This is a genomic window from Actinacidiphila acididurans, from assembly GCF_016918855.1.
In the GTDB taxonomy this organism is placed as follows: Bacteria; Actinomycetota; Actinomycetes; order Streptomycetales; family Streptomycetaceae; genus Actinacidiphila; species Actinacidiphila acididurans.
In genome coordinates this window covers 627,340-640,677 of record NZ_JADKYB010000001.1, presented here as the reverse complement: position 1 = coordinate 640,677, position 13,338 = coordinate 627,340, and the positions used below count along the sequence as shown (strand labels likewise).

Annotated in this window: 10 protein-coding genes; 6 read left to right on the top strand and 4 right to left on the bottom strand. The window is 71.1% G+C overall.

What is annotated here, in order from left to right:
- Positions 1–22: 22 nt before the first annotated feature.
- Positions 23–385: a cupin domain-containing protein gene (locus ITX44_RS02805; RefSeq protein ID WP_205355314.1), complete on the bottom strand. Its 363-nt coding sequence runs from the start codon at positions 383–385 to the stop codon at positions 23–25.
- A 244-nt stretch (positions 386–629) separates the two neighbouring features.
- Here ITX44_RS02805 and ITX44_RS02800 point away from each other — a divergent pair, with 244 nt between their 5' ends.
- Complete coding sequence (locus ITX44_RS02800) at positions 630–1,745, top strand: saccharopine dehydrogenase family protein (protein WP_205355313.1); 1,116 nt, start codon at positions 630–632, stop codon at positions 1,743–1,745.
- 113 nt (positions 1,746–1,858) lie between these two features.
- Here the strand turns inward: ITX44_RS02800 and ITX44_RS02795 are convergent, their stop codons facing one another.
- Positions 1,859–3,913 carry a phosphocholine-specific phospholipase C gene (locus ITX44_RS02795; protein ID WP_205355312.1) on the bottom strand — a complete coding sequence of 685 codons (2,055 nt, stop codon included), beginning with the start codon at positions 3,911–3,913 and terminating at the stop codon, positions 1,859–1,861.
- Positions 3,910–4,335, bottom strand: a complete 426-nt coding sequence (locus tag ITX44_RS02790) for a hypothetical protein (protein WP_205355311.1) — start codon at positions 4,333–4,335, stop codon at positions 3,910–3,912. The genes ITX44_RS02795 and ITX44_RS02790 overlap by 4 nt, the downstream gene beginning before the upstream one ends.
- A gap of 255 nt (positions 4,336–4,590) precedes the next feature.
- On the opposite strand from ITX44_RS02790, the gene ITX44_RS02785 reads away from it, so the two are divergent.
- From ITX44_RS02785 to ITX44_RS02765, 5 genes are all read left to right on the top strand, one after another.
- Positions 4,591–7,677 (top strand): ricin-type beta-trefoil lectin domain protein, encoded by a 3,087-nt coding sequence (locus ITX44_RS02785; RefSeq protein ID WP_205355310.1) that lies wholly within the window; start codon positions 4,591–4,593, stop codon positions 7,675–7,677.
- Between the two features lie 306 nt (positions 7,678–7,983).
- On the top strand, positions 7,984–9,186 hold the full coding sequence (locus tag ITX44_RS02780) for an ROK family protein (protein WP_205355309.1): 1,203 nt from the start codon (positions 7,984–7,986) through the stop codon (positions 9,184–9,186).
- A gap of 84 nt (positions 9,187–9,270) precedes the next feature.
- Positions 9,271–9,663 carry a hypothetical protein gene (locus tag ITX44_RS02775; protein WP_205355308.1) on the top strand — a complete coding sequence of 131 codons (393 nt, stop codon included), beginning with the start codon at positions 9,271–9,273 and terminating at the stop codon, positions 9,661–9,663.
- A 2-nt stretch (positions 9,664–9,665) separates the two neighbouring features.
- Entirely contained in the window at positions 9,666–12,125 is a 2,460-nt protein-coding gene (locus tag ITX44_RS02770; protein WP_205355307.1) for a DUF4132 domain-containing protein, read from the top strand.
- 151 nt (positions 12,126–12,276) lie between these two features.
- Positions 12,277–12,549, top strand: a complete 273-nt coding sequence (locus ITX44_RS02765; protein WP_236059735.1) for an acyl-CoA carboxylase subunit epsilon — start codon at positions 12,277–12,279, stop codon at positions 12,547–12,549.
- Between the two features lie 47 nt (positions 12,550–12,596).
- Here the strand turns inward: ITX44_RS02765 and ITX44_RS02760 are convergent, their stop codons facing one another.
- Positions 12,597–13,259 carry a hypothetical protein gene (locus tag ITX44_RS02760; protein ID WP_205355306.1) on the bottom strand — a complete coding sequence of 221 codons (663 nt, stop codon included), beginning with the start codon at positions 13,257–13,259 and terminating at the stop codon, positions 12,597–12,599.
- Positions 13,260–13,338: the final 79 nt, after the last annotated feature.

The window sequence follows — 13,338 nt, the reverse complement described above, 5'->3', positions numbered from 1 at the left end:
TCGCCCGGCCGTCAGGGTTCGGCTACCGCTTGGCGTAGTCCGCCATGCCCTGCCAGTCGATGAGGACGCACGGCTCGTCGCCGACGATCCACGCGTCGTGGCCCGGCGGGATGATGCCGAAATCGCCGGGGCCGTACTCGGTCTCCTCGCCGTCGTCCATGACGATCTTCATCCGCCCGGAGATGAAATAGACGATGTGCCCGGCCTCGCAGCTGTCGGTCCCGGCGATCGGCTTGACGTGCTGGGACCACTTCCAGCCGGGCTGGAAGGTCGCCCGGCCCACCGGCCCGGCCTCCAGATTGACCAGCGCGAGTTCACCCGTGTCGCCCTCGAAGGGCCGAACCTCCTCGGGCGAACCGAAGCTCTTGCGGACCAGACCCGCCATGACACACCCTCCTGGGTTGCGGACGGCCCCCAAGGCCACTGTCACCCGTATCCGCCGGCACCGCATCTCCTCACACCGCGGGTCCCGGGCGACCGGAACGGCCCGACCCGTCCGCGGCACGGTCGGACCGCCACAGGTGATGTCGCACTGTGCCATCAGTGCTAGCCTGCATTCACGACACACTGTGTCATCACTGGGGCTGCCCGTCCCCGGTGCGGCCCGGAGAAGGCAGGGTGACGTTCGCATGACCGAGACCAGCGGGACCGGCGCGACGGCCGGCGAGAGCAGGACGAACGACGAGGTGTGGATCGTCGGCGCGACCGGACGTGTCGGCCGGGGCGTGACCGCGCGACTGGCCGCGCGGGGGCTGACGGTCGTGCCGGTCGGGCGCAGCCGGGAGCGGATGGTCGCCGCCGGGACCGCAGCCGGTCTGCCCGGGGACGCGAAGGTGGTCGTCGCCGACTCGGCCGAGCTGATCGCGGCCGAGATCGCGCGGCAGCGCCCGCGGGTGGTGGTGAACACGATGGGCGCTTTCGCCGCCACAGCGCCGGTGATCGCCCGTGCGTGCATGCCTGGCGGCCACTACGTCGACCCGGCCGCCGACGTGGTCGCCGTGGAGGGGCTGCTCGCCCTGCACGACGAAGCGGTGCGAACGGGCAGCACCCTGGTCACCGGCGCCGGCTTCGGCGTGCTGGCGACGGAGGCGGTGGTGGCGAAGCTGTGCGAAGGGCGGCCCGCGCCGCACCGGGTGCTGGTCGACGCCGTGGGCTCGGTGGCCGTCGAGGCGGGTGTGCTCGGTGCCGCCTTGGCGGCCAGCATGGTCGACGTGCTCACCGCCGGCGGACGGCGGTACGAGAACGGGCGACTGGTGACGTCCCGCCTCGGCGCGGACCCGCGGCGACTCGCCTTTCCGGACGGGGAGGCGGCGAAGTCGGCAGGTGTCGCGTCCGGCGAGCTCGTCGCCGCGCGCGCGGTGAGCGGAGCACCGTTCGTCACCGCCACGTCCGGTCTCGTGCCGACCGCTCCGCTGATCCGTGCCCTGCTCCCGCTGCTGGGCCGCCTGTTGTCCGTTCCGGCGCTGCGACGCCTCGCCGTCGACCGGCTCGGCCGGGTACGGATCAAGGCCGCGCCGCGTCCGCGCAAGCACTCGTGGGGGCACGCCGTCGTCGAGTGGCCGGACGGCACCCGGCGCGAGGGATGGCTCCGCGCCGGCGACGGCATGGACTTCACGGCCGACGTCACCGCCACCGTCACCGAACTGCTGGCCCGTGGCGTCGGCAGGCCCGGTGCCTGGACACCGGCAGCCGCCCTCGGAACGGAGTTGGCGACGACCGCAGGCGGCACCTTCGTTCCGGACTGAGGGGCACCGGGTCCCGCCGCACGGCAGGGGACCCGGGACCTCGGCGAGTGCACGTGCGACGGGTGGTCGCCGTGTCGAGTGCAACTGCGGTGACAGATCCGACCGGAGCGGGGTCAGGTGGTGGCGGTGGCGGGATCGTTGGTGCTGGCCGCGCCGGTCTCCACATGGCCGGCGAACCGCCGGACGAACGCGCTGTCGCTGGTGGAGGTGACGGTGACGTCGTACCAGTGGTGGCCGGCGGACACGCCCCAGGCGGCGACCGTACGCGAGCCGCCGGGCTGGACGGTGTACGCGTAGTGGTCGTTGGGCGCGTACGCGTCGGTGGCGGTGAAGGTGACGGTGGTGCTGCCGGCGTTGGTGAACGTCAGCGTGACCTGCCCCGCGGAGTTGTCGTGGCGGGCGGTGACCTCGGGGCCGACGGCGGTGTTGGTGCCGGCCTGGCGGCGCAGGAACCCGTTGGGGCCGTAGACGGAGAAGTCGTAGCGGGTGCCGGGCAGCGCCCAGCTGTCGGTGAGGCTCTTGCCGCCCTCGACGGTGTAGGGCCAGGGACCGTCGCTGCGGGTGGCCGAGGTGACGTGGAAGGCGGCCCCGGCCGTGCCGAGGGCGGCAAAGGTGAACTGCATGCGGCCGCCCACCGCCTTGGTGTCCACGGCCAGGTCGTACGGCAGCGGCCGGGCGTTGCGCAGCCCGCTCTCCTGCTTCGGCAGGGTGCCGGTGGCCGGCGGTCGGGGCACGTAGTCGCCGGGGTTGGCGTGGTTCGGCGGGGCGTAGCCGCTGGTGTCGGGCAGGCCGGGCAGGCCGGCGTCGCTGCGGGAGAAGTCGAACGCGGAGGTGAGGTCACCGCAGACCGCGCGGCGCCAGGCGGAGACGTTCGGGTTGTGCACGCCGAAACGCTTCTCGATGAACTGCACGACGGAGGTGTGGTCGAAGGTCTGCGAGCAGACCCAGCCCCCGGTGCTCCACGGGGAGATGACGAGCATCGGCACACGCGGCCCGAGCCCGTACGGTCCCGCGCCGTAGGAGGAGGAACCGCCGAACAGGTCCTGCGTCACGTCGGCGGTGGACAGCCCCCGGGCGGCGGAGGCGGGCGGGAAGGGCGGGATCACGTGGTCGAAGAAGCCGTCGTTCTCGTCGTAGGTGAGCAGCAGGACGGTTCGGCTCCACACGTCCGGATTCGAGGTGAGCGCGTCCAGGACCTGCGAGACGTACCAGGCACCGTAGTTCGCCGGCCAGTTGGGATGCTCGCAGAACGCCTCGGGCGCGGCGATCCAGGAGACCTGCGGCAGGGTGCCGGCGGCCACGTCGGCCCGCAGCCGGTCGAAGTAGCCGTCACCGCCTGCCGCGTGGGTCCCGGTGCGGGCGCGGTCGTAGAGCGGCTTGCCGGGCTGTGCGTTGCGGTACTGGTCGAAGTACAGCAGCGAGTTGTCGCCGTAGTTGCCGATGAACGCGTCGCCGGTCCAGCCCCAACTGCCGGCGGCGTCAAGACCGGTGCCGACGTCCTGGTAGACCTTCCAGGACACGCCGGCCTGCTGCAGGATCTCCGGGAACGTGGTCCAGGAGTAGCCGGCCTCCTCGTTGCCGAGCACCGGCCCGCCGCCCCTGCCGTCGTTCCCGGCGTAACCGGTGTACAGGTAGTAGCGGTTGGGGTCGGTGGAGCTGAGCATCGAGCAGTGGTACGCGTCGCACACCGTGAACGCGTCCGCGAGAGCGTAGTGGTACGGGATGTCCGCGCGCGTCAGATAGGCCATCGCGGTCGTGGACTTGGCCGGTATCCACCGGTCGTACGCGCCGCCGTTCCACGCCGCGTGGGTGCCGGACCAGCTGTGGTCCAGGTCCTGGATGAACTGCAGGCCCAGGTCGTCGGCGTCCGGGCGGAAGGGCAGGGTCTCCTGCCCCGACGTGGCCGCCTGGTGGAAAGCGGTCTTCCCGGACGGCAGTACCAGAGGGCGCGGATCGCCGAAGCCGCGCACCCCGCGAAGCGTCCCGAAATAGTGGTCGAAAGACCGGTTCTCCTGCATGAGCACGACGACGTGCTGGACGTCGGCGAGCGTGCCGCTCCCGGCGGCGGGCGGGATCGACGCGGCACGGGCGATCCCGGCGGACAGGCTGGTCGCCGCGGCTGTGCCCGCGGCCAGTTGCAGAAACCTTCGGCGGCTGACGTCGGTCACAAGCACTCCTGGAGGTCGGGGGGGCTCAGAGTCGCAACGCGGTCGAACGGTGGGGCTCCCGGTCCGACGTTCCGTCGGCGGCGCGGGAGAAGACGCTCGCCGAGTACGGGTAGGCGCAGGCGTCGTCCATGCTCATCGAGATGTTCCTGTCCGGCCGCTGGAACTGGGACGGTGCCATCCTTGACGATTTCGCCGTAGATCATGCCCGCCTTGTAGGCGTTGAACAGGCGGGGGTCCGGCAGGGCGAGCTGAGCGATCTCCGCGAGCCGGCCGTCCCAGTAGGCCGTCATGTGCGCGTAGGGGGAGTCGTACGAGCCCGCCGGGGCCAGGCCGCTGTCGGACGGCCACGGGTACGCGGCGCCGAAGCGGTCGACGGCGATGACGTAGTCGTGCGAGAGCGTCTGGCCCGCCTGGCAAGGCAACCCGCCCCCCTTCGGAATTCTGCCGCCGACAGAAAGAAATCCGGAGCGATTTCGAACCTTGACGGCCTAATAGGCGGACCGTAGCGTGAGCGTCCGCCAGGCCCAGGAAGCCCTGAACCTGACCTTCAGCCAGCGGCCGGCTCCCGCGACCGGTCGTGCCGCCACGCCGCTGCCTCTGGAATCGCAGAAGGAGAAACCATGCACGTACCCTCGGGCCGGCGTTTCCGCCCAGGCATACGCAGGAGAGCCGGCCTCGTGCTGGCGCTCGGGTGGGTGCTCTGCGGTGTGATGGCCCCGCCGGCTTCCTCGACGCCACCGCCGGCCGCCGGCGCCGGCGGCGGAGACGGTTGGGTCCTCAGCACAACCGACGCGACGAAGGACTACGCGCCGACGTTCGTCGGCAACGGCTACCTCGCCGCACGCGTACCCGCGGCGGGCGAGGGCTTCTCCAACAGCCCGGTGGTCACGCAGTCCGAACTCGCCGGCTTCTACGCCGCCCCCGCGGGCCAGTACGAGCGCAGGGCCGGCCTGCCGGCCTGGACGACACTCGGCTTCGGCCGCGGCGGTGGCGTCTACGGGGTGCCGGGCAACTGGTCCTGCGCGTTCGACCAGATCTGCCCGGCCGAGGACGGGCAGATCTCCGGCGGGGCGTTCATCGAGACCTCCCACGGCGGGTCGGTCGCCGGCGGCTATCTGGCCGGTCTGAACACCAACAACACCCCCACCGTGGGCGGCACCGACGCCGTCGTGGTCCGCGACGCTCCTGCCGGCCAGGCGACGCTTGACGTGCGGTACGCGAACGGCAGCGGCAGTCCGCAGACGGTCCACCTCGGTGTGAACGGCGCGCTCCAGCAACTGACACTGCCGGCGACGGGCAGCTGGGACAGCTGGGCCGTGGCCCACGTGCCGGTCACCCTGACGGCCGGTTCCAACACCCTTGAGATCACTGTCGCGCAGGACGACACCGCGCGGGTGAACGTCGACTACCTCGCGCCGTACCCGACCGGGGCCCAGCCGCCGACGGACGTCGCCCCGCAGACCACGGGCACCACCAGCGGCTACCAGCAGTCGCTGGACCTGCGTACGGGAGTGCTCACGACGTCGTTCGACTGGACGTCCCCGGAGGGCGACCGGACGAGCTTCGTCTACACCGTCAACGCCAACCGTGCGCAGGGCCATCTGGGCACGGTGACGGTGCGTGCCGTGCCGCACTGGAGCGGAACGGCGACCGTGATGGACGAGTTCGACGGTCAGGGACTCGACCACGCCTCGGCCGTGAACCCGGCGGTGGACGGCAAGTCCGCGACCTTGTCGGAGAGCGTCGTGACCGACGGGAACCTGGTCACCGCCGGGCTGAACTCCGTCCTGCGGGTCAACGGGCAGGTCGAGCCGACCGAGCCGGTCACCGCCATGGCGTCCGGCAGCGCGGGACAGAGCACCACCTTCCCGGTCCGTGCGGAACAGCCGTACGAGGTCACCAAGTACGTGGGCGTGGCGTCCAGCGTCGACACCGACCGGCCGCTGAAGGCCGCGACGCCGCAGCAGGCCGCCGCGCGGACCGCGGCCTCGGCCGCGGAGGACGGCTACCGGGACGCCCTCGCCCGCAACAGCAGTGCGTGGTCACAGCTGTGGCAGTCGAGCATCTCGGTTCCGGGCGACGCGGCCATGACCGCGCAGATCCACGCGTCCATGTTCTACCTGCTGGCCAGCATGCGGGCCGGCGTCACCTGGAGCACCAGCCCCGGCGGGCTGTCCTCCGACGGCTACAACGGCCATGTGTTCTGGGACATGGAGACCTGGATGTATCCGGCGCTCCTGGCCCAGTATCCCGACATCGCACAGACCGCGGACACCTACCGGCAGAAGCTGCTTCCCGCGGCAGAGGCCGCCGCGGCGGCCCTGTCCACCCCGGACCGGCCGGTCAAGGGCGCGAAGTTCCCCTGGGAGAGCTCCCTGACCGGCAAGGAGACGATTCCCCCGGGCAACAACGAGGGCAACGACGAGATCCACATCGACTCCGACATCGCCCTCGCCCAGTGGCAGTACTACCAGGCCACCGGCGACACCGCATGGCTGAAGGAGAAGGCCTGGCCGGTGCTGAAGGACATCGCCGACTACTGGGCCACCCGCGCCGTGCCGGACGCCGCGGGCGGATACGACATCGACGACGTCCAGGGAGCCGACGAATACCACGACCACGTCGACAACAGCGCGAGCACCAACGCCGGCGCGCAGGCCAGCTTGCGGATCGCCGTCCAGGCGGCCGGCATCCTCGGCAAGCCCGCCGACCCGGCGTGGAGCACGGTCGCGGACGGCCTGAAGATCCCCGTTGACACGACGGCCGGCATCCACCCCGAGTTCCAGGGCTACAGCGGCCAGCAGGTCAAGCAGGCCGACGTCACGCTGCTGCAGTACCCGTGGGCCGTGCCGATGCCGTCCGACGTGGCGCAGAACGACCTGGACTACTACACGCAGCACTCCGACCCCGGCGGCCCGTCCATGACCGACGCGATCGCCACGATCGACGCCGCCGCCCTCGGCTCCCCGGGGTGCACGGCCTACGACCACTTGCGCAGCAGCGTCGACCCGTTCATCGCCGCGCCGTTCGACCAGTTCCACGAGACCCGTTCGGGCGGAGCGTTCACCTTCACCACCGGTGAGGGCGGCTACCTCCAGCAGTTCCTCTACGGGTTCACCGGGCTGCGCTGGGGGACGGACGCGGTGACCGTCGACCCGTTCCTGCCGCAGCAACTGCCGGGCGTCGACATCACCGGCGTGAAGTGGCACGGCAGGACCTTCGACATCTCCGTCGGCCAGTCGTCCACTTCGCTCACCCAGCGGTCCGGACCGCCCCTCGCGGTCCGGGACGGCAGCGGCAAGCTGCACACGGTCACTGCGGGCAAGCCGCTCCACCTGCCCACCCGCCATCCGGCCGCCACGCCCGGCCCCGTTGTGTGCAACACCCCCGTCACGAACGTCGCCGGCGCCCGCTGCATCGACGTCGCCGGCGGCAACAACGCCGACGGCACCCCGCTCCAGCTCTACGACTGCAACGGCACTGCCGCGCAGACCTGGTCCATGCCCGGTGACGGCACCGTGCGTGCGATGGGCAAGTGCATGGACGTACGCGGAGGTTCGGACGCCGACGGGACACCGGTGCAGCTCTACACCTGCGGCACCACTGTCTCCCAGCAATGGACGTACGATCCCGCCGCCGGCACCTTGAGGTCCGGACTCGGCAAGTGCCTCACCGCCGCGGGCGCCGCAACCGGCAATGGCACGCCGCTGGTCATCGAGCCCTGCCGGGGCACCACCGACCAGCAGTGGAACATCCCCTCCTGATCAACCGACGCGCGCGCAACGGGCCTCCGGCACTGACACACGTCACGGCGGGAGGCCCGTCACGCGTCACAGGACCGCCTGCGGAAGAAGGAGAACCGATACGAATATCACGGTGAGCGCATGAATTCACCTGTGCACGCAAGCGCCATGTGAAGGTACTGGTCGGTCGAACTACGCAAGCACATGGCGGCAGTTCGGTGTCGTCGCCCGGGAGAAACGCCGGAACTCACTTCCACGCACTTCACGGTTGCCGGTGCGAGCGGCACATATCTGCCGCTCACCGCAGGAAACCCCTACACTTCCGGCATGGACAGCAACGACTCGGCTTCGCTTTCCGCGCGGCGCAAGCGCACCCGTGACCAGGTCGTCGCGATACTGGCCGACCACGGCAACGGGTTGACGCGGGCGAGTCTGAGCCGGATGACCGGGTTGTCGGCGAGCGCGATCAGCGACTGTGTGTCGTTCCTGCGGGCGAGCGGACTGGTGGTGGAGTCCTCCGCCCCGGGGAAAGCGTCGGGCCGTGGCCGCCGGGCCACGGTCATAAGCCTGGTCAGCGACGAAGGCGTGGTCGTCGGGATCGACTTCGGCCACTCACACGTCAGCGCGGCGGCAGCCACCACAGCGGGCGAAGTTCTGCATCGGTGCGCCGCAGCGATCGACGTCGACCACCGTCCCGGTCCCGCGATGGACCTGGCCGCGGAACTGGCGCGGGAGTGCCTGCAGCGCAGCGGCCACACGCTCGACGACGTGCTCGGCATCGCCGCCGGCATCCCGGGTCCGCTCGACATCCGCACCCAGGTGGTCCGCCCGCCGACCATCCTGGCCGACTGGGTGGGGCTGGCCCCGGCGGCCGAGCTGGAGCGCAGGCTCGGGCATCCGGTGTCGATCGGCAACGACGCCGACATGGGCGCGCGCGGCGAACAGGCTTACGGTGCCGCCCGCGGTCTGGAGGACTTCCTGTACATCAAGGCCTCTCATGGCATAGGTGCCGGGATCATCGTGGGCGGCCGCCCGTACCGCGGGGCGACCGGGATAGCCGGCGAGATCGGGCACACACAGATCCCGGGCGCCGGGAACTGGTGCCGCTGCGGCAGCCGCGGCTGCCTGGAGACCGTCGTCTCCGTCACCACCGTGCGCCGCCAGCTCGCGCATGTCCTGGCCACCCACGAGGACTCGCTCGACGACAGTGCAGTGCCGCCGCTGGCCGAGCTGAGCGACAACCCGGCCGCTGCTCGTGTCCTCAGCGAGGCGGGCCGGACGGTCGGCCGGGTGCTGGCCGGGCTGGTCAACTGCCTGAACCCCTCCGCCTTGGTGCTGGGCGGCGAACTCGGCGCGGGCAACGAGCCGTTCGCGGCCGGCATCCGCGAGTCCGTGGCACGCTACGCCCAGCCGGCCAGCGCCCAGGCTGCCGAGGTCCGCACCGGACGGCTCGGGGCCGAGGCCGAAGTGCGGGGCGCCATCGCGGCCGCGATCGCCGCCACCCGCATTCAGTTGACGGGGACCAACTGACGCGAGGTGCCTCACAGTCGCGGGCCGATCAGTCGGTCCCGCATGCGAGCATCGATGTCAGTGGCCACCCCTAGTGTCGTCGGTATGGCAATCGTGACGTTCGTCGACGAGACGACCGCTGGGGACCGGAGCGACGGGTGGGGGCTGGAGATCGCCGAGGAGCGGCTCACCGTGGGTGAGCTGATCCGGCGACGGGTCTTCCAGGAGGTCGCCGAGTACAACGCGCGCACGCCGCGGGTGTTTCAGGGGCTCGTGCAGCCCCAGGACGCCGAACGCGTGCTCAACGGATACGCGTTGAAGACACCCCGCCGGATAGGCCCCGAGGCCCAGACCGAACTGGCCCTGCGGGCCTTCGCGGGCAACGGCTTCCTGGTGCTCGTGGGGGACCGTCAGGTCACGGGCGCGGACGAGGAGGTCGAGCTCGCGCTCGGCACGGAGATCACGTTCCTGAAGCTCGTGCCGCTGGTGGGTGGGTGACGATGGCGCAGATACAGCAGACCAAGGAACTGATCCGGCAGCGCGCCGCAGACGGACAGCTGGACGCGCTCGCCGTCGATCTGCTGAAGACCGCGGCCGGCATCGGGGGCAACTGGAGCGGTCTGTGGGCCGGCGTCCTCGACGAGCTGATCGGCCTCCCGTCCGAGACGCGCACCGCGCTCGCCGCCGCATTGGTGGCGCAGTACCACTCGGCGGCGGGCCCGGTCGCCCGGGGCAACGCCCTGGTCCTCATCGGCGTCATCGCGCGTGGTCTGCCCGGCGACGGGGTCTCGGCGCAGCGCCTGAAACTGCTCGACGAGCTCGGCGGGCGGCACTCCGTCTGGTACGGCGAGCACCACGAGCCCCTCGCCGAAGCCGAACTGGCCGCCGGCTGTGCCCTCGCGCCCGCTGTCGTGGCCGTCTTCCGCCGCTCGGCCCTGGACACCTACCGCAGCGGGCACTTCATCGCCCTCGCCAGGAAGCTCACCGAGCCGGTCCTCAACGTCGGTGAGGAGTGGGCCGAGCAGGCCCTGCGGGACAGCGAGGACTCCCCGGGCTGGCAGGCGCTGCTGCGGCACGTCACGACCGCCACCGCCGCCAAGCCCTCCCCCAAGTGGGAGGAGCAGGCACGCGCCCTGATCGACCAACTCGGCGCCGATCGCGTCCGGGTGACCGTGCTGCCCTGGCTCGTCCTCGTCGGCCGCCGCACCTTCGCGCTGGACCGCCCGGAGTACGAGGCCGGCGTCGACAGGGCCTACGACCCCTACAACGCCAACGCCCTGCGCGGCCTGACCTGGGTGCTTTCCCTGCTGCCCGCGCATCCTGACACCACCCGCGCCCTCGGCGCCCTCGTCGAGACGTCCCTCAAGAAGGTCGCCGGGCTCGGCCCACGGGCCCCGAAGGTGGCCAATGCCGGTGTGACCGCGCTCTCCAGGATGGACGGCGAGTCCGCCCTCGCCGAACTCGCCCGCCTGGCCACCCGGGTGACCTACAAGGGCACGCTCAAGCTCCTCGACACCGCGCTGGAGACCCGGGCCCGGGCCTTGGGCCTGTCCCGTGCGGAGATCGAGGAACTCGCGGTGCCCGCCTACGGGTTGAGCGAGGTCGGCCGGGCGGAGCACCGGCTCGGCGAGGTCACGGTCGTGCTGGAGATCCAGGGCGGCAAGGCGGCCCTCAACTGGCGTAACGCCGCAGGCAAGGCGGTCAGGACGGTGCCTGCCGCCGTCAAGCGCGACCACCCCGAGGAGCTCAAGGAGCTGAAGGCGGCGGTCAAGGACATCGAGAAGATGCTCGCCGCGCAGAGCGAGCGTCTGGACCGCCAGTTCCTGGCCCGCCGCACCTGGCCGTACGCCACCTGGCGCGCGCGCTTGCTGGACCACCCCCTGGTCGGCACGCTGGCCCGCCGCCTGCTGTGGACGGTCGACGGTACGACGGTCGGGTTCGCCGACGGCGAGTTGCGCACCCTCGCCGACGACCCGGTCACCGAAGGCACCGAGGTCCGGCTCTGGCATCCGGTCGGTCACGAGCCCGCCGAGATCGTGGCCTGGCGCGACTGGCTGGAGCGGCACGCGGTCACCCAGCCGTTCAAGCAGGCCCACCGCGAGGTGTACCTGCTCACCGACGCGGAGCGCGCGACGGCCACGTACTCCAACCGTTTCGCGGCCCACGTCCTGCGCCAGCACCAGTTCCACTCCCTGGCCGCGATCCGGGGCTGGCGCAACAGGCTGCGCCTGATGGTCGACGACTCGGCCCCGCCCGCCGTGCGCGAACTGCCGCAGTGGGGCCTGCGCGCCGAGTACTGGATCCAGGGAGAGGGGGACGGCTACGGGGAGGACACCACCGAGTCCGGCAGCTATCTGCGCCTGACCACCGACCAGGTGCGCTTCTACCCGCTGGACGCGCCCGAGAACTGGGCGCACTGCTACGGCGGCGAGTACAGCATGTGGCTGCCCGACGGCGCGGACCCCGTCGACCCGCTGCCCCTGGCGGACGTCCCGCCCCTCGTGCTGTCCGAGGTCCTGCGCGATGTCGACCTGTTCGTGGGCGTCGGAAGCGTCGGCAACGACCCGACCTGGCAGGACGGCGGTCCCGAGGGCCGGTTCCGGGAGTATTGGACGTCGTACGGCTTCGGCGAGCTCAACCAGAGCGCCGAGACCCGCCGTACGCTGCTGGAACGGCTCGTACCGCGCCTGGCGATCGCCGACTGCTGCACGCTGGAGGGCCGCTTCCTTCATGTGAAGGGCGAACGGCACACGTACAGAATCCACCTCGGCTCGGGCAACATCCTCATGACCCCGAACGACCAGTACCTGTGCATCGTCCCGAAGTCCGACCCGGCCACCCCGCAGACCGGCTACCTCCCCTTCGAGGGCGACCGCACCCTCGCGGTGATCCTGAGCAAGGCGATGCTGCTGGCCGACGACACGAAGATCACGGACCCGACGATCCTGAGCCAGCTCTAGCCACGGCGTCAGGGTCGACCCATGGCGCCGGAGGGCTGCTGCGGCCCGATATCCGGTTTGGCCATTCCTGGAAACGACCGCACAGGAGTTGCCGAATTTCACCGATTTCTGAACAGCCGCTTCTTGAGGGGCGATCGGGTTGCGTAGAACCATGGAAGGGAGAAGTGGCCTGCCGTCCATCATCCCGGACCACGAGGACGCAATGATGACCGAGTCCAACGATTTCCGCCCGCTCCGAGTGGAGCGCGGCAATCCCTCTCCCGAAGAGCTGGCCGCGCTGGTCTCGGTCCTGCTCGCCCGTACGGCCGGCGGCTCGGCCCTGGCGTCGGCGCCGGTACCGACGGCCCGGTGGCGGCGCCAGGAGCGGGTGTACATCTTCACCGCTCCCCGTGTCTGGCGGGCGTACGAGCGCGTCGGCGGCTGACACCTTTCGGGTCCGGCGGCCCCCTTCCGAGGGCCGCCGGACCGCACTCAGCGCTCCGGGAAAAGGCTCCGGAAGTGCCGGTACAGGGTGCCGGTGCCGCCGAGTTCCTTCAGTACCGGCTCCCAGACCGCCTCGATGTGAGCGACGGCCTGGGCCTCCGTCACCCATTCGGAGAAGCTGAGAATGCTCGTGCCGTCCAGGCTGATGTGCATGTTGGCGGATATCCCGCCGGGGTAGGCACGGTCCTCGCCTTCGCTCTCCTCCTCCGCCGCCAGGAGGCCGTCGATCCAGGCACGCGCGGCCCGGTGGTTCTCCGCGCCGAAGAAGGCCACCGGGAAGGACCCCGCGACGGGAGCGGGATCGGCGACCGCGCTGCCGCGTACCGCTCGGTACAGCCGGTAGGGCACCGGTGCCGGGACGCCGGAGTCGGTGACACCGGTGAGGTCGGAAACGGTGCCGCCCTCTTCCAGGGACCGTCGCAACGCCTCCTCCGAGGACCACTGCGCATAGGTCAGCACGGACTCGCCGTCGCTGCTCGTGTACGCCGTGAGCGAGAGCAGTTCCGCGGGCCAGGAACGGGACTGCCAGTGCGTCACGACGGCGTCCGCCACTTCCCGTTGCTGCCGGCTGTCCGCCGGCACCGTCCCGACCAGTACGACGTCGCTGTGAGGATTCTCGATGACGGGCCGCGGGGTGGACGTGTAGGACATTCTTCGGCTCCTCAGGACGGGGCGGTCCCGCGAACAAGGCGCGGACCACGGCGTAGTACGGAATATTCTCCGACCGGCA

What these genes read in the sequence shown, in the direction of transcription:
- ITX44_RS02760 (WP_205355306.1), bottom strand. Translation starts at nt 13,259, where the DNA reads ATGTCCTACACGTCCACCCCGCGGCCCGTCATCGAGAATCCTCACAGC.
- ITX44_RS02805 (WP_205355314.1), bottom strand. Translation starts at nt 385, where the DNA reads ATGGCGGGTCTGGTCCGCAAGAGCTTCGGTTCGCCCGAGGAGGTTCGG.
- ITX44_RS02765 (WP_236059735.1), top strand. Translation starts at nt 12,277, where the DNA reads ATGGAAGGGAGAAGTGGCCTGCCGTCCATCATCCCGGACCACGAGGAC.
- ITX44_RS02800 (WP_205355313.1), top strand. Translation starts at nt 630, where the DNA reads ATGACCGAGACCAGCGGGACCGGCGCGACGGCCGGCGAGAGCAGGACG.
- ITX44_RS02770 (WP_205355307.1), top strand. Translation starts at nt 9,666, where the DNA reads ATGGCGCAGATACAGCAGACCAAGGAACTGATCCGGCAGCGCGCCGCA.
- ITX44_RS02780 (WP_205355309.1), top strand. Translation starts at nt 7,984, where the DNA reads ATGGACAGCAACGACTCGGCTTCGCTTTCCGCGCGGCGCAAGCGCACC.
- ITX44_RS02775 (WP_205355308.1), top strand. Translation starts at nt 9,271, where the DNA reads ATGGCAATCGTGACGTTCGTCGACGAGACGACCGCTGGGGACCGGAGC.